The sequence below is a fragment of the Leifsonia shinshuensis genome (assembly GCF_022606355.1).
GTDB lineage: Bacteria > Actinomycetota > Actinomycetes > Actinomycetales > Microbacteriaceae > Leifsonia > Leifsonia shinshuensis_B.
In genome coordinates this window covers 1,235,951-1,250,656 of the sequence record NZ_JAHHZQ010000001.1, presented here as the reverse complement: position 1 = coordinate 1,250,656, position 14,706 = coordinate 1,235,951, and the positions used below count along the sequence as shown (strand labels likewise).

Here is a 14,706-nt window from a genome sequence, read left to right as displayed (position 1 = left end):
CCTGACGGCATCGCCCCACGGAGAGCCACCGACATGACGACATCGACCGACCTGCGCGCCACACCGGCGCGGGAGCGCCCGAAGCGCCGGCACAACCCGATCACCTGGGTTCAGCGCGGCGGACTCACCACGCTCCTGTTCCTCCTCCCGCTCCTGATCATCTTCGGAGTCTTCTCGTGGTCGCCGATCGTGCAGGCGGTCGTCATGAGCTTCCAGAAGACCAATCTGGTCACGCCGCCGACCTTCGTCGGCTGGGACAACTTCGTGGCGGTGTTCACCGATCCGCTGTTCTGGATCGCGGTGCGCAACACCGCCTACTTCGCCTTCCTCGCCGTCCTCATCGGGTACCCCGTCCCGCTGATCGTGGCCGTGCTGATGAGCGAGGTGCGGCGTTTCAAAGGGCTGTTCAGCGTGCTCGCGTACCTGCCGGTCGTGATCCTGCCGGTCGTCTCCGTCCTGCTGTGGAAGATCTTCTACGACGCGAGCCCGACCGGGGTGTTCAACACGATCCTGGGCTGGTTCCACATCCCGCCGCAGCCCTGGATCCAGGATGCGGCGACGGCCATGCCGTCCCTCGTCCTGCAGGCGACCTGGGCGGGCGCCGGCGGAACGATCATCATCTATCTCGCGGCGATGACGTCCGTCGCCCCCGAGCTCTACGACGCAGCCGAGGTCGACGGCGCCTCCCTCTGGGGCAAGATCTGGCACGTCACCCTCCCGCAGCTGCGCGGGATCCTCTTCATCACGTTCATCCTGCAGATCATCGCGACCGCCCAGGTGTTCCTGCAGCCCTACCTCTTCACCGGCGGCGGCCCCGCGAACTCGACGACGACGATCCTGGTGCTCATCTACCAGTACGCCTTCACGAACAGCCTCGGCGGGGCCTACGGGCAGGCGACGGCGCTGAGCCTGATGCTCGCGGTCTTCCTCGCCGTGCTCTCGATCGTCTACTTCCGACTCACCGCACGATGGAGCGACAATTGACCACCACGATCCCCGCCCAAGAAGTCCAGGTCACCGAGCCGCTGCCCGATTCCGGGGTGCCGGGGCGGCGACCCCGCCGGCGCAGGAGCGTGGAGGCGGAGGACCGGCACATCCTCTCGGCCGCCGACTGGCGCCGCCCGCGGATCCGGATCACGACGAACGTCCTGCACGTCATCCTGCTGATCCTGCTGGTGCTCGTCGGGCTCTTCCCGCTGCTGTGGCTGTTCAAGTCGGGAATCACGCCGACGCAGGACACGCTGACGAACCCGCTCGCGCTCTTCCCGCACGGGGTCGCGTGGGACAACGTCGTCAAAGCGTGGAACGAGGTCCACATCGGCGATTTCTTCTTCAACACGATCGCCATGGCCGCCGGCGAGTGGGCGGTGCAGCTGATCGTCGCGACCACCGCGGGGTTCGCGCTGTCGGTGCTCCGGCCGAAGTACGGCCGCTACCTCGCCGGCCTGGTGCTCGCGACACTGTTCGTCCCGGCGGTCGTGCTGCTGGTGCCGCTCTACCTGACGATCCTGCACCCGCCGCTGATCGGCCACTCCCTGATCAACACGTTCTGGGCCGTCTGGCTGCCGGCCGGCGCCAGCGCTTTCAACGTGCTGCTCGTGATGCGGTTCTTCGACAGCCTGCCGCGCGAGATCTTCGAGGCGGCGCGCACGGATGGCGCAGGGACCTTCCGGTTGTTCTGGTCGATCGTGCTCCCGATGTCCAAGCCGATCCTCGGCGTGGTCTCGGTGTTCGCGATCAACGCGGCCTGGGCGGACTTCCTCTGGCCCAACCTCGTGCTGGCCGACATCCACATCCAGCCGTTGTCGGTGCGGCTGCCGCAGATCCAGTCGAGCACGGACCTCGGCGTGTACCTGGCCGCGCTGAGTATCGCGACGCTGATCCCTGTCGTCATCTTCCTGATCTTCCAGCGGACGTTCCTGCGGGGAGGCGGGCTCGGCGGAGCGGTCAAGGGCTGAGCGGTACCGCTCACACCACCAGCATCACCGCGAGGACGAGCATCAGCACCGCGATGCCCGCGTCGAGCACACGCCAGGCGACCGGGCGCGCGAACACCGGTGCGGCGGCGCGGGCGCCGAACCCGAGCAGCAGGAACCACAGCAGGCTGGCCGTGGCCGCGCCCGCGCCGAACACCCAGCGGCCCGGGTCGCCGTGCGTCGCCGACAGCGAGCCGAGCAGGAGGACGGTGTCCAGATAGACGTGCGGATTGAGCCAGGTGATCGCCAGGCACGTGCCGATCGCCGCGGCGAGCGTGCCTCCGCCGGAGGTGGCGGCGGTGAGCGTGCTGGGGCGCACAGCCCGGATCGCTGCGAAGATCCCGTAGCCGACCAGGAACGCGAACCCGGCCCAGCGCACGATCTGCAGCGCGAGCGGGGCCGCCTTCACGAGAGTTCCGATGCCGGCGACCCCGGCAGCGATCAGCACCGCGTCGCTCGCGACGCAGATCGCGACGACGGCGAGCACGTGCTCCCGGCGCAGGCCTTGACGGAGCACGAACGCATTCTGAGCGCCGATCGCGACGATGAGGGCGGCGGCCGAGCCGAGGCCGGTGAGGAAGACGGAGAGCACCCTTCGACGATAGGCATCGACCCGGGTTCAGTACAGCTCATGTTCCTTAAGAACCATTAGCATTGCTGAACATGGAAGCCTCGAGCGATCAGCTGCGCACCCTCGCCGCCGTGGTCGAGCACGGGACGTTCGAGCGGGCGGCCGCTGCACTGCACCTCACGCCGTCGGCCGTGAGCCAGCGCATCAAGTCGCTGGAAGAGCTGAGCGGCCGGATCCTGGTGCGCCGGAGCAAGCCCGTCCAGGCGACGCCCGCCGGTGCTGTGCTCGTGCGGCTCGCGCGACAGGTGGCGCTCCTGGAGGCGGAGGCCGCGGCGGAGCTGGAGGGCGACGAGACGGACGGCGTCACCGCGCCCACGTCCATCCCGCTGGTGGTCAACGCCGACTCGCTCGCCACCTGGGTGCTGCCGGCGCTGGCGACGCTCCCCGGATCGGTGTTCGACATCGCCCTCGACGATCAGGAGCACACGATCGGCCGGCTGCGGGACGGCACGGCGATGGCGGCGATCGGGTCGGACCACGAGCCGGTGCAGGGTTGCACGGTGTCAGCGCTCGGGGCGATGCGCTACCGGCCGCTCGCGAGCCCGGCGTTCGTCGAGCGCTGGTGCTCCGACGGATGGGATGCGCGCGTCGCCGCGGTGGCGCCGATGCTGGTCTACGACCGCAAGGACGCGCTCCAGGATCGCTACCTCGCCCGCTTCGCTCCGGGCGCCCGGCCACCTCGGCAGTACGTGCCAGCGTCGACCGAGTTCCTCGGGGCAGCGGCGCTCGGGCTCGGCTGGGGCATGATCCCCGACCTCCAGGCGCGCCCGCTGCTCGACGACGGCCGGCTGGTCGTCCTCGACAAGGGCGGCGCGGTGGACGTCCCGCTCTACTGGCAGCAGTGGTCGCTGCAATCGGCCGCGCTGGGAGCGGTCGCCGCCGCCATCGCGCGCGCCGCCGCCACCGCGCTCCGCCCGGTCTGACCGCTCCCGATCCCGCCGCGCCCGTCGACCGGCGTCACTCGGTCGCGCAGAGGGGAACGGAGTCAGATCGTCGCGAGCACCAGGTCGAGCGCATCGACGAACCGGTCGGCGCTCTCCCGGGTGATGCACAGCGGCGGCTTGATCTTCAGCACGTTCTTGCCGTCGCCGGTGGGTTGCACGATGGCGCCCTCCTGCAGCATGCGCTCGCAGATCAGGGCCGCCTCCGCAGTGGCCGGCTCCAGCGTCTCGCGGTCGCGGACCAGCTCCACCCCGAGATAGAGCCCGAGACCGTGCACAGCGCCGACGAGCGGATGCCGCTGGCCCAGCGCGCGCAGCCGCGTGGCCAGGTGGTCGCCGACCGTGGCGGCGTTCTGCTGGAGGCGCTCGTCGCGCATCACGTCGAGCACGGTCAGCCCGACGACCGAGCTGACCGGACTGCCGCCGGCGGAGGAGAAGAAGCTGCCTTCGGCGGCGAACGACTCGGCGATCTCCCGGCGGGTGATGACGGCGCCGAGCGGGTGCCCGTTGCCCATCGCCTTCGCGACGGTGATCACGTCGGGCACGACGCCCTGCTGCGCCGACCCCCAGAAGTAGTGGCCCAGCCTCCCGTAGCCGACCTGCACCTCGTCGGCGATGCACACGCCACCGCGGGAGCGCACCCGCTCGTAGACGCCGGCCAGGTAGCCGTCGGGGAGCATGAGCCCTCCCGCGTTGCCGAACACCGGCTCGGCGATGAAGCCGGCGATCCCGGTGCCTGCGGCGTCGAGGCGGGCGAGCTGCTCGTCCAGCTCGGCGAGGTAGGCGGGGGCGGAGCCGGCGCCGCGGTGGCGGCCGTGGAAGATGTTGGGCGAGGCGATCAGCTCCACCCAGTCCGGCCGCGTCTCGAGCGCGCGCGGGTTGTCGCCGAGCGACGACGAGACCGCGTCGGCGCCGACGGTCCAGCCGTGGTAAGCCTCGGTGACGGCCAGGATGGTGCGTCGCGCGGTGTGCACCTGCGCCAGCCGCAGCGCGAGGTCGACGGCCTCGCTGCCGCTGTTGACGAGGAAGACCGTGTCCAGGCCCTCCGGGGCGACCTCGGCCAGCCGCTCGGTGAAGCGCGAGAGCTCCTCGTAGTGGAAACGCGAGTTCGTGTTCAGTCGCGCCCACTGGTCGCGGACGGCGTCGACGAGGCGGGGGTGCGCGTGCCCGATCTGGGTCACGTTGTTGACCATGTCGAGGTAGCTCTGGGCGCGCGTGTCGAACAGGTGATGGCGCCAGCCGCGCTCGATGAGGGGAGGTTCGGCGAAGTAGTGCTCCTGAACGCGCGCGAAGGACGCCTCGCGGCGGGACAGCGCTGCGGCGGCGTCGGCGTCCTCCACGGCGAGGTCGATGCCGAAGAGCGACGACGGATCGGGGGAGACCCCGGCCCAGACGGCGGCGGGCAGGGCCGGGGTGACGAACGCGGGAGGTCGGCGTCCCGGGATGCGGCTCAGCTGGGCGGTCAGCCGCACAGCGCTCCCGATCGCGTCCCCGCGCTCGACGGAGGCGGTGGTCAGCGGTCGCGACAGGCCGTCGAGCCAGAGATCGAGGCCGTCGCCGTGCAGCAGCCAGGAGCCGTCGGTGAGCCGCAGCTCGCCGCCGAATGGCGCGTGCACGACCAGCCCGGAGGGGGCGTCCAGGGTCACGCCGAGCGCGATGGTGGCCGACGCGTCCGAGCGGTCGAGCACGGCGCGGCTGAGGCGCGCCTCGCCGTAGCGCGTGAGTGCATGTCCGAACGTGCGGCAGATCGTACCGAGCACGGCGTCCTCGGCGTCGGGACGGGTCCATCGCCCGGCGTCGAGGGCGTGCCCCGTCACCGAGAGGTCGGCCAGGTTCTGGTCGGTGCTGTCGATCGCGATCAGGCGGCCGAGCGATGGCGCGCCGTGCTGCTCGCGCCCGGCGGCGAGACGGGCACGCACCACGGCCTCCACCTCGACCGCGGGGAGGCGGCGCGCGATGTCGAAGGCCACCCACTCGTGGGCGCGGTTCTCGTCGGCGTAGGCGTTGTCGCCGTCAAGGGCGACCTGCTGCTCCCCGCTGACGACGAGCACCGCCCCGCGCAGCACCACGAGCGGCCAGAGCGCGGCCAGGTCCACGTCGTCGAGCGGCGACTCCTCGTGGAACGCCTCGATGACGTCGAGCACAGCGAGCGGGTCGTCCGGAACGTGGTGGAGCGCGCTCGTCACGGTCGCGGCCAGCTCGGCGACGAGCCAGCCGTCGGCGACGTCACCGAAGTCGATGACGCCGGGACCGTCGTCGCCGAGCACGATGTTGTCGTCGGTCACATCGCCGTGCACCGCCTGCACGCGCAGCCGGTTCCGCAGCGGTGCGAGCGCGGAGAGCGCACGCTCCGCCGCCCGCTGCACCGCGAGCCGCTTGGCCGGCTGCGGCACGTGGTCGGCCAGCAGCTCGACCACGTCGCCGCCGATCCGCGCGTCCCACTGGGTCGTACGGGCGAGGCCGGCGTGCCGCAGGCCGGACAGCCCGGCGGCGATGCGGCCGGACAGGTGCCCCAGCGTGCGCAGCTGCTCGCGGCTGGGGCGCGCGACCTCGGTGAGCGGCTCGCCGTCGAGGAAGCTGAGCACGCGTGCGTTCAGGGTGCGTCCGCGCACCTCGACGGGCGCGACCTCCGCGCCGTCGAGCGCCGGCACGACGGTGGGAATGCGCACGTCGATTCCAGCGAGACGTTCGAGAGCGGCGTTCTGGGCGTGGAGCTCGTCGAGCGAGAAGACCGGGTTCGCGATCTTGAGGACGAACCGCTCGGCGCCGGTGTCGACGAGGAAGTTCCGATCCTGGTTGCTCCCGAGCTCGGTGATGCGGCCCGACAGCCCGAACACGCGCTCGGCGACGGCGCCCGCGTCGTCAGGGCCGACCTCCGGGCGGGGCAGCGATGGCTGGGCGAGGAAGTCGGAGTTCGGCACGGGTGCTCCTCGGCGTGCGGACGCGCGGCGCTGGTCTGCGGCCGTCGAATCGTCGGTGGGCGGGACGTGGCCAGTCTATTGAAGCGGACGCCACGCTCGCACCCAGCGAACGCACGGGAGCCGCGCCGTAGCATCGACGCGTGAAATCCTGGAGGACAGCGGTCGTGGCGTTCGTGATCGACGCCGTGCTCGTCCTCGTGTTCGTGCTGATCGGCCGGCGCAGTCACGGCGAAGCGGCGACGGCCGCCGGCGTCTTCACCACCTACTGGCCGTTCTTCATCGGCCTGGTCGCCGGCTGGCTGGTGACCTGGGCGTGGCGCCGCCCGCTCGCGCTGATCTGGCCCGGCGTGCCGGTCTGGCTGATGACGGTCGCGCTCGGGATGCTGATCCGCACCAACGCGGGCCAGGGCGTCGAACCCGCGTTCATCGCGGTGGCGTTCGTGGTGCTCGGTGTGTTCCTGGTCGGCTGGCGGGTCGCCGCGATCCCGTTCGTGCGGCGGCGGGCGCTGCGGCGAGTGTAGTGGTGGGGCGTGGCAGTTCCTGCGGCTTGAAATCTGTGAAATATAAACATTGACATGTAAGACGCTACTTGAGAATCTGAACTAGCCAGAGAAGCAGTCACGACGCAGAAGTTCATGACTGGGTTAGGAGATTCTTGTGCGAATGAAGCTTGGCGTCCGAAAAGGACTGGCTCTTGCAGGCGTAGTCGTCGGTGCATCTGCGTTGGCATTTGCCGGTGCCGCTCCGGCAAGCGCAAAGAGCACCACGAGTTCGGCGGCGATTCCAGGCGGCACGATGAAGGCGTACGCCTACATTCAGGACTACGCGAACTCGAATAACTGCGGGAGCTTCAACACCAACGCCTCATCGACCAAGGTCGTTTCTGCGATCACCAACACGGTCCAGTGGGACCCGATCGGCATCGGCGGGAGTGCGTCGATCCAGGGCGTCGGTGTCAGTGTGTCCGGTAACGGTGGCGGATCACCGACGGCCTCGATCACCGGCAACAACACGACAAGTGCGGGGATTCAAGGCACCGCATGCATGTCGTGGAGCACGATCTACCTCGGGGTCTACTCGACGGCTGGCTCGCGGATCAACAACACGTATTACTCGGTCACCGCGCATCTGTGAGATCTGCTTCCAAGAGAGGGGAGACCCCTGTCGCCAGGTCTCTCCTCTCTTTAGCGATCGTGCTCATCGCAGCCCTGGTCGTTTCCGGGTGTACGAGCCTAGGCTCCGAAAAGGATGTGCCGGAGCCGACGACGGCGTTCACGCGCCTTCAGTTCGCGCTGGCGCATGAGCTTGCAGAGCTTCGGGATGATGCCGGCCTCGTAGCGAGTCCAGCGAAAGGAGCCGAGGTTCCGATCGATTTCTACGGCTCTGCCCTCATCCGGGAAGCCGCGAGGGAGGTCCAGGTGGATGTCCCGACATTGGATCTCGACCAAGTGACGTCTGATTCGATCGCCGCGTACCGCGAATGGACGTCCATACCCGCTCCCTGGCTCGCCTACGCGCTGACAATGATCGGTGTGCGCGGCAGTCGAATCCCGACGGAGGCGCACGAGGTTTCCGGTACTCCGGACGAGCGAGCAACGGGCCACTGGCTTGCCACGTATGAGACGGCTCCTCGGTCGAGTTCCGACCGCGCAGAGACTGCGAGTGCGTTGCGCCGTCTGGTCGACGACCCCGGGCTCGGCCCTGTCGGAGCGTCCCGGGTCCTCCTTGCGTGTGAACGCATGTCAGTGACCTGCAAACGAACTCAGCCGATGACAGTGGAGCTCGGCCTGGATTCGGTAGACCGCATTCTCGACACCCTCGCTGCGAGCGATCTCGTCCAGCGCGGAGTCGTCGTCGGAGGCTGGTCGAGTGACAGTGCCCGTTTGGGTAACGACGCGAACGAACTGATCGCTGCTCTCGGCGATGGACACGAACTCGAGGTCTCGGCGCTCGCACGCATTGCATATCGCACGAACGGCAGCACAAAGGCCTTCGAAGGCTACGTTGACCGCGCGCGTGGTCGACTGGACCCGTCGACTCGTCTGTACCGCATCTTTGCTGAGCCGCTGGGAACTGTCGGGCTGACCTACGACGCGATGATGTCTGTCGGCGCGTATTGGCCGCTTGTCATCGACAGACGGACGACGCTCGACTCCGTCCAGCGCATCGTGCGCGAAGAGCGCACCGATGCTGGAGCAGACGCCGATCGTCTTCGAGCGTTGGCGATCATCGCCAGGATCCGAGCGTTGAACGCAGCGGAAAGGAAGCTTCTTGATGCAATGGAAACGGAATTCGTGGCGCACCCTGGTGAACCTGCTGGTCTGAGCCGGTCACTCGTGATTCTCGATGCGCTCACCGAGCTCGATTCGCCACCGACCGGATTGCGACTCGATCCCGTCCCGATTACCGAGCGAACCGAGGGTCAGGCCGCAGATCTGATCGCTGCCGCCCGCGACGGACGGATCTCGAACTCAGCCGACGTCCTCGAGTTCTACAGCGGATACATCGCGGATCTTCCTGGTTCTCTCCTCGCGACGAAGGCCGACGATCCACGCTTCCTTACACGTCTGGCCCTTGCCGCGTCGAGTCCCGACATCCTGTCAGGCGAGCAGTGGGATTCGCTGCGTGAGCGATTGACCGCGCGAACCGGGTGCGAATCGACCCCGCACATGATCCGAGTCAGCACCGACGCGAAGAGCTCGTGCGAGGTCACGATCACCCGCCGAGCGATGAGCACCGGGCTCGCTTTCGCGCAATAAGGAGATCTACATGATCGAACTCAGGAATGTCTCCAAGTCGTACGGAAGATCCGGAACGATGCCGGCATTGGCACAGACGAGCGTCCTGTTCGAACGCGGACAATTCGTCTGGATCTCGGGGCCGTCCGGATCGGGCAAGAGCACGCTTCTCGGTATCGGCGCGCTGTTGCTTCGTTCCGACTCGGGGGACGTGATCTTCGATGGGAAGAAGGTCGATGCCGAAGGGAGCTCGGAGCGCGACAGACTTCGGCGACGGTCGGTCGGCATCGTGCCGCAATCGTCGCGACTCTTTCCCGAACTGACTGCTTCGCAGAATGTGATGCTCGCGCGGCGGAGGTCCTCCGTCGTCGACGCAGTCTCTGCTCTCGATCGAGTTGGACTGGGCGAGTTTGCCCACCGGAAGACGAAGACTCTCTCGGGTGGCCAGCAGCAGCGGGTCTCGATCGCCCGTGCGCTCGCCAAGAAGCCCGCGGCGGTCTTCGCAGACGAAGTGAGCTCGTCCCTGGACGATCAGAACGCCGAGTCCGTCTATCGCCTGTTGCGCGCGCTCGCCGACGACGGCCGGATCGTCGTGGCTGCCTCGCACGATCATCGCATCGAAGCTTTCGTGACCTCTCGCCTCATGCTGGAGTCGGCGACGTGAACCGAACGATCCGCCTCGCCCGGTGGCTCTCCTCGAGCATCGTCCGCCGTTATGCTCCGTCCCTCGCCATCGCTGCTGCGGGATTGGCGCTGTTCGTCGCGTTCGTCCCTGTCGTCGCCAACGTCGCGGGTGAGGCGGCGACCTCGAACGAGGGACTTGGTGCTCCGGTGCTTCGAACCGCTGTTCTCGGTGGGTCGGCGGCTGTCGGAAGCGCCGTCCAGCCCGTTCCGCTGACGTCGACTGCGCTCGATGGAGTGCGGGCTATCCGCGGCGTCGAGTCGGTGTTCGGGTGGACCCAGGCCTTTCTCAACGTCGAGACCAGAGGCGAATACTCCACCCTGACCATCACACCCCGCTTCGCCGAGCTGCAGCCTCCACTCGTCGAGGGGCGCGAGCCCCGTGGCGACCGGGAGATCGTGATGGGTTCCCGGTGGGCGACGTCAGTCGACGTCGGCAGCACGCTCCCCGCGATCTATAACGCACGCATCGCAGAAGGCGAGCAGGAAGGCGTCACGACAACGGTTACCGTGGTCGGATTCTATGACTCGGGCGTCCCCGGGGTCGATGGAGAAGGCACGACATACGGGACCAAGCCATGGACTCTCGGCATTGTGGGCGCTGGCCTGGGGCGGGAGATCGCCTGGATGGATTCCGACTACGCGTTTCCGACCGCCTACGTCGTCGCTACGAATCCGGGCGAGCTCTCGAGCATCGTCAGCGAGCTCAGAGCCCGCAACTTCGCTGTCGACAGTCTCGCGACCCTGCTCACGTCGGTCCCACCGCTTCAGTCTTTTCTCTCCACCATGCGACTCGTGCTCGCAGGGCTTCTGGTGGTCTTCCTGGTCGTCGTCGCCTGGGCAGTAGCCGGATCGGTTCTGACGGCCAAGCGCGCAGAGATCGGCTTGCTCCGCGCTCTGGGGTGGTCGCGGGGCGAGATCGGGCGCACGTTCGTCATGCAGTTCGGGTTACTCGGACTCATCGTCGGATCGGCCGGCGTCATCGCCGGCTCGATCGCACTGGCGATCGTCCTTATCGTGGGCGGAGACGCGGAGTTCTTCGGTCTTCCCGTCACACTCCAGTTCGATGCGATGACGATCGGAATGTTCGCGGCGATCGGCCTCGCTCCCGTCGTGCTCTTCGTCGTGGCAGCTGTAGTCCCTGTCACGCGCATCTCGAGGATTCCTCCGGACGATGTCCTCCGTGACCTGACCTCCTGACCCCTCAGAACACCCCCGCCACCACCGTCGCGATCGTATAGATCGCCAGACCCGCGAGCGCTCCCACCACGGTCCCGTTGATGCGGATGAACTGCAGGTCGCGGCCCACCTGAGTCTCGATCTTGTCGGTGGTCTCCGCCGGGTCCCAGCCGCGGACGGTCTCGGTGATGACACTCGCGATGTCGTGGCGGTAGGTCGAGACCAGGTAACGGGCCGCGCCGGAGATCCGCTCGTCGAGGGAGGCGCGCAGCTGCGGGTCGGCCGCGACCCTGGCGGCGGTGTCGGCCAGGGCTGCGGCCGCGCGCTGCCGCACGACGCCGTCGGGATCGCTCAGCGCCTCCACCGCTGCGGTGCGGGCCGCCGTCCAGGCGGACGCGGCCAGCTCGCGGATCCGTGGGTCGTCGAAGGCGCGCGCCTTGGCCGACTCGAGTCCGGCGATGGTCTCCGGATCGTGCTGGAGGCGGTCGCTGAGCTCGGCCAGATAGCCGTCGATCGCGCGTCGGGCGCGGTGCGTGGGGTCGTTCCGCACCTCGGCGACGAACCGTCTGAGCTCCTGGTGCACGCGCTCGTCGACGAGCCGGTCCACGAACGACGGCAGCCACGACGGAAGCCGCCCGGAGACCAGGTTCGACAGCGCGTCGGGGTGGATGACGAGCCAGTCGTCGAGCCGGTCCAGCAGCAGGTCGACCGCGTCGTGGTGGCCCCCGGAGGCCAGGATCCGCTCACCCAGGCGTCCGATCGGCGGCGCCCACTCCGGCTCGATGACGTGCGTGCGCACGACCGCCTCCACGGCCTCCCGCATCCGGTCGTCGTCGAGCAGGCCGGCCAGACCGATGACCGCACCGGAGGCCTCTGCCACCACCCGCTGCGCGTTGCCGGCCTCCATCAGCCAGCGGGCGACGGCGCCGGACACGTCGTAGGCGGCGAGCCGGGTGGCGACGACGTCGTCCGACAGGAACTCCGTCTCGACGAAGTCGCCGAGGCTCTCACCGATCTCGTCTTTGCGCGTCGGGATGATCGCGGTGTGCGGGATGCGCAGGCCCAGGGGATGCCGGAACAGCGCGGTCACCGCGAACCAGTCGGCCAGCGCGCCGACCATCGCGCCCTCCGCCGCCGCACGGACGAACCCGAGCCACGGGAACCTGTCCTGCAGGGCGAAGGAGACCGCGAAGATCACCGCGGCGACGGCGAGCAGGCTGGTGGCCAGCAGCTTCATCCTGCTCAGGGCGCGGCGACGCTCGGCGTCGCGGTCCGCCGTCGTCGTGGTCACCGGCTCAGTGGTCACCGGACGAGGTGCAGCTCGCGGCTGGTGTTGTTCAGCCGCTCTGCGCCGTCGGCGGTCGCGACGACGATGTCCTCGATGCGGACGCCGAACCGGCCGGGAAGGTAGATGCCCGGTTCGATCGAGAAGCACATCCCGGCGACGACGGGCTGCTCCTCACCCTCCACCAGGTACGGGGGCTCGTGCGTGGTGGTCCCGATGCCGTGGCCCACGCGATGCACGAAGTACGGCCCGTAACCGGCCTCCGCGATCACGGCGCGCGCGGTCCTGTCGATCTCCTGCAACGGCACGCCGACGGCGACGGCGTCGAACGCCGCCTGCTGGGCGCGCTTGACCACCTCGAAGACCTCGTGCTCCTCGTCGGTCGGCTCGCCGACGTGCACGGTGCGGGTCGTGTCCGAGCCGTAGCCGTCCATGAGGCCGCCGAAGTCGAGGACCACCATGTCGCCCTGCCGGATGATCCGGTCGCCGGCCTCGTGGTGCGGGTTGGCGCCGTTGGGGCCGGAGCCGACGATCGTGAAGTCGACCTGCGAGTGGCCGTGCTCGCGCAGCAGCCGGCCGAGGTCGGCGGCGACCTCCCGCTCGGCACGGCCCGCGAACGGCACGGACAGGATGTCCTCGAATGTCGCGTCGGCAGCTGCGCCGGCGGCGGCGAGGCGGTCGATCTCGTCGGCGCCCTTCACCGCGCGCAACAGGGGAAGGACGTCCGAGAAAGCACGGAAGCGCACATCGGGCAGCTCGTGCTGCAGCGCGAGCAGGTGCAGCGCCCAGGCGGAGTCGGAGATCCCGTAGCGACCGCCCGACCAGAGCTGGTCGACCAACGGGGCGTGCTCGTCCTCGCCGTCGGCCCAGGTGATCAGCCGGATGGCCCCTGCCGCCCGGGTGGCGGCAGCGCTGTCGTGCTCGAGCACCGGCAGGATCATCGTCGGCTCGCCCTCGGTGGGGATCACCAGCATCGTGAGCCGTTCGGTCACCGGAGGCAGATAGTCGGCGAAGTATGCCAGGTCGGGGCCGGGCGCGACCAGCAGGGCGTCGAGGTCGGCCGCTCGGGCCTGGGCCGCACCGCGCGCGAGGCGCTCGGCGAAGTGCTGCGCGGTGATCTCCTGCATGACGCCTCCGTGTGTGTCTGCTCCGTGTCGGTCTGCTGCGGGTGCTGCTGTCAGTCCTCGATCGGTCCGAGCCACGCGTTCGCGACGGTGCTGTGCGCGGACTCGGCGTCGGAGGGATGGAAGATGCCGGCGAGCACGTCACGGTACAGCCGGCCGAGCTCGTTGCCGGAGAAGTAGCTGGAGCCTCCCGAGACCCGGATGGCCTGGTCGACGACGCGACGCGCCGTCTCCGTCGCCCGGACTTTCATCCCGACGAGCTTCGGGAACCACTGCGCGCCGTGGTCGGCGAGCGTGTCGACGTCGCGCGTGATGGCGTCGAGCTGGGGGAGGAGAGCGTCCTGGTCGATCGCCGCCTCCGCGATGCACCACCGGATGTCCGGGTCGTTCGCGTAGCTGCGGCCGTCGTTCTTGAGACTCTTCCTGCGGTGTGCGGAGGCGACCGCGAGCTCCAGGGCACGCGCGCCGATACCGGTGTACACCGAGGCCAGGAGCAGCTCGAAGTTGGCGAAGATCGCGAAGACCAGCGGGTCGGGGTTGGGGCCGGGATCGAGTCGGCGGACGACGCGATCCGCGGGAGCTTCCGCCCCGGCGAGCACGGTCGTGCTGCTCTGGGTCGCCCGCATCCCGATCGTGTCCCAGTCCTCCCGGATCTCGAACCCGCCCGCTGCCCGGTCGATGAAGCCGTAGACGATCTTGGGGCTGTCGGCGCTCTCGGTGTCGAGCCCCATCGTGCCCAACCTCGTCCACGCGGGAGACAGCGAGGTGAAGATCTTGGTGCCCGTGTAGCGGTACGAGCCGTCGGGCTGTGGCCGCGCCTGAGTCGTCGACCCGAACAGCACCAGGTCGTTTCCGGCCTCGCTGAGCCCGAACGCGAACACCTCGCCGGCTCCGGCCTCCCGCAGCAGGAACTCGAGCGAGTCGTCGCCGCGGTCGCGCAGCGTCTTGGCCACGCCTGTCCAGACCAGGTGCATGTTCACCGCGAGCGCGGTCGCGGGGGCGGCTCCGGCGAGCCGGACCTGGAGGCGGGCGGTCTGCTCCAACGACAGCCCGAGGCCGCCGAACTCGGCGGGGACCAGTGCCTTCAGGTAGCCGGCGTCGGCCAGCTCGGCGAAGTCCTCGGTGAAGAAGCGGTTCTCGGCGTCGTACTGGGCGGCCCGGGAGCGGAACCGCTCCAGTCGCTCGTCGCTCAACAGCAATTCGTGCGCACTCACCTTCCACAGCCTAAGT

At 68.9% G+C, this 14,706-nt stretch carries 13 protein-coding genes; 8 read left to right on the top strand and 5 right to left on the bottom strand.

What is annotated here, in order from left to right; all coding sequences use genetic code 11:
• Positions 1-33: 33 nt before the first annotated feature.
• Positions 34-984 (top strand): carbohydrate ABC transporter permease, encoded by a 951-nt coding sequence (locus KNO15_RS05975; RefSeq protein WP_241702501.1) that lies wholly within the window; start codon positions 34-36, stop codon positions 982-984.
• A gap of 41 nt (positions 985-1,025) precedes the next feature.
• Positions 1,026-1,958, top strand: a complete 933-nt coding sequence (locus tag KNO15_RS05970) for a carbohydrate ABC transporter permease (protein WP_241702701.1) — start codon at positions 1,026-1,028, stop codon at positions 1,956-1,958.
• 10 nt (positions 1,959-1,968) lie between these two features.
• On the opposite strand, the gene KNO15_RS05965 is transcribed toward KNO15_RS05970, so the two are convergent.
• The gene (locus KNO15_RS05965; protein ID WP_241702500.1) at positions 1,969-2,568 is read right to left on the bottom strand and encodes a LysE/ArgO family amino acid transporter; all 600 of its coding nucleotides are present in this window, start codon (positions 2,566-2,568) and stop codon (positions 1,969-1,971) included.
• A 71-nt stretch (positions 2,569-2,639) separates the two neighbouring features.
• Between KNO15_RS05965 and KNO15_RS05960 the strand changes: the two genes are divergently transcribed.
• Positions 2,640-3,530 (top strand): LysR family transcriptional regulator ArgP, encoded by an 891-nt coding sequence (locus KNO15_RS05960; RefSeq protein ID WP_241702499.1) that lies wholly within the window; start codon positions 2,640-2,642, stop codon positions 3,528-3,530.
• 62 nt (positions 3,531-3,592) lie between these two features.
• Here KNO15_RS05960 and KNO15_RS05955 read toward each other — a convergent pair whose 3' ends face one another.
• On the bottom strand, positions 3,593-6,469 hold the full coding sequence (locus KNO15_RS05955; protein ID WP_241702498.1) for an aminotransferase: 2,877 nt from the start codon (positions 6,467-6,469) through the stop codon (positions 3,593-3,595).
• A 140-nt stretch (positions 6,470-6,609) separates the two neighbouring features.
• Here KNO15_RS05955 and KNO15_RS05950 point away from each other — a divergent pair, with 140 nt between their 5' ends.
• The 5 genes from KNO15_RS05950 to KNO15_RS23285 all read left to right on the top strand — a co-directional run bounded on the left by KNO15_RS05950 (position 6,610) and on the right by KNO15_RS23285 (position 11,088).
• Positions 6,610-6,990, top strand: coding sequence for a DUF3054 domain-containing protein (locus tag KNO15_RS05950; RefSeq protein ID WP_241702497.1), 381 nt, complete (start codon positions 6,610-6,612; stop codon positions 6,988-6,990).
• Between the two features lie 142 nt (positions 6,991-7,132).
• Positions 7,133-7,603 (top strand): hypothetical protein, encoded by a 471-nt coding sequence (locus KNO15_RS05945; RefSeq protein ID WP_241702496.1) that lies wholly within the window; start codon positions 7,133-7,135, stop codon positions 7,601-7,603.
• Between the two features lie 59 nt (positions 7,604-7,662).
• Positions 7,663-9,228: a hypothetical protein gene (locus tag KNO15_RS05940; RefSeq protein ID WP_241702495.1), complete on the top strand. Its 1,566-nt coding sequence runs from the start codon at positions 7,663-7,665 to the stop codon at positions 9,226-9,228.
• Between the two features lie 10 nt (positions 9,229-9,238).
• On the top strand, positions 9,239-9,871 hold the full coding sequence (locus KNO15_RS05935; protein ID WP_241702494.1) for an ATP-binding cassette domain-containing protein: 633 nt from the start codon (positions 9,239-9,241) through the stop codon (positions 9,869-9,871).
• Positions 9,868-11,088 carry an FtsX-like permease family protein gene (locus KNO15_RS23285; RefSeq protein ID WP_241702493.1) on the top strand — a complete coding sequence of 407 codons (1,221 nt, stop codon included), beginning with the start codon at positions 9,868-9,870 and terminating at the stop codon, positions 11,086-11,088. The genes KNO15_RS05935 and KNO15_RS23285 overlap by 4 nt, the downstream gene beginning before the upstream one ends.
• Before the next feature lie 4 nt (positions 11,089-11,092).
• Here KNO15_RS23285 and KNO15_RS05925 read toward each other — a convergent pair whose 3' ends face one another.
• From KNO15_RS05925 to KNO15_RS05915, 3 genes are read right to left on the bottom strand one after another with little or no spacing between them, the layout of a single operon-like run.
• Complete coding sequence (locus KNO15_RS05925) at positions 11,093-12,373, bottom strand: DUF445 domain-containing protein (protein ID WP_241702492.1); 1,281 nt, start codon at positions 12,371-12,373, stop codon at positions 11,093-11,095.
• Complete coding sequence (locus KNO15_RS05920) at positions 12,370-13,479, bottom strand: aminopeptidase P family protein (protein ID WP_241702491.1); 1,110 nt, start codon at positions 13,477-13,479, stop codon at positions 12,370-12,372. Before KNO15_RS05920 ends, KNO15_RS05925 begins: the two co-directional genes overlap by 4 nt.
• A gap of 50 nt (positions 13,480-13,529) precedes the next feature.
• Positions 13,530-14,690 carry an acyl-CoA dehydrogenase family protein gene (locus KNO15_RS05915; RefSeq protein ID WP_241702490.1) on the bottom strand — a complete coding sequence of 387 codons (1,161 nt, stop codon included), beginning with the start codon at positions 14,688-14,690 and terminating at the stop codon, positions 13,530-13,532.
• Between the last annotated feature and the right edge of the window lie 16 nt (positions 14,691-14,706).

Coding starts and splice junctions, on each gene's coding strand:
- KNO15_RS05975 (WP_241702501.1), top strand. CDS start 34: ATGACGACATCGACCGACCTGCGCGCCACACCGGCGCGGGAGCGCCCG.
- KNO15_RS05960 (WP_241702499.1), top strand. CDS start 2,640: ATGGAAGCCTCGAGCGATCAGCTGCGCACCCTCGCCGCCGTGGTCGAG.
- KNO15_RS05945 (WP_241702496.1), top strand. CDS start 7,133: ATGAAGCTTGGCGTCCGAAAAGGACTGGCTCTTGCAGGCGTAGTCGTC.
- KNO15_RS05935 (WP_241702494.1), top strand. CDS start 9,239: ATGATCGAACTCAGGAATGTCTCCAAGTCGTACGGAAGATCCGGAACG.
- KNO15_RS05920 (WP_241702491.1), bottom strand. CDS start 13,479: ATGCAGGAGATCACCGCGCAGCACTTCGCCGAGCGCCTCGCGCGCGGT.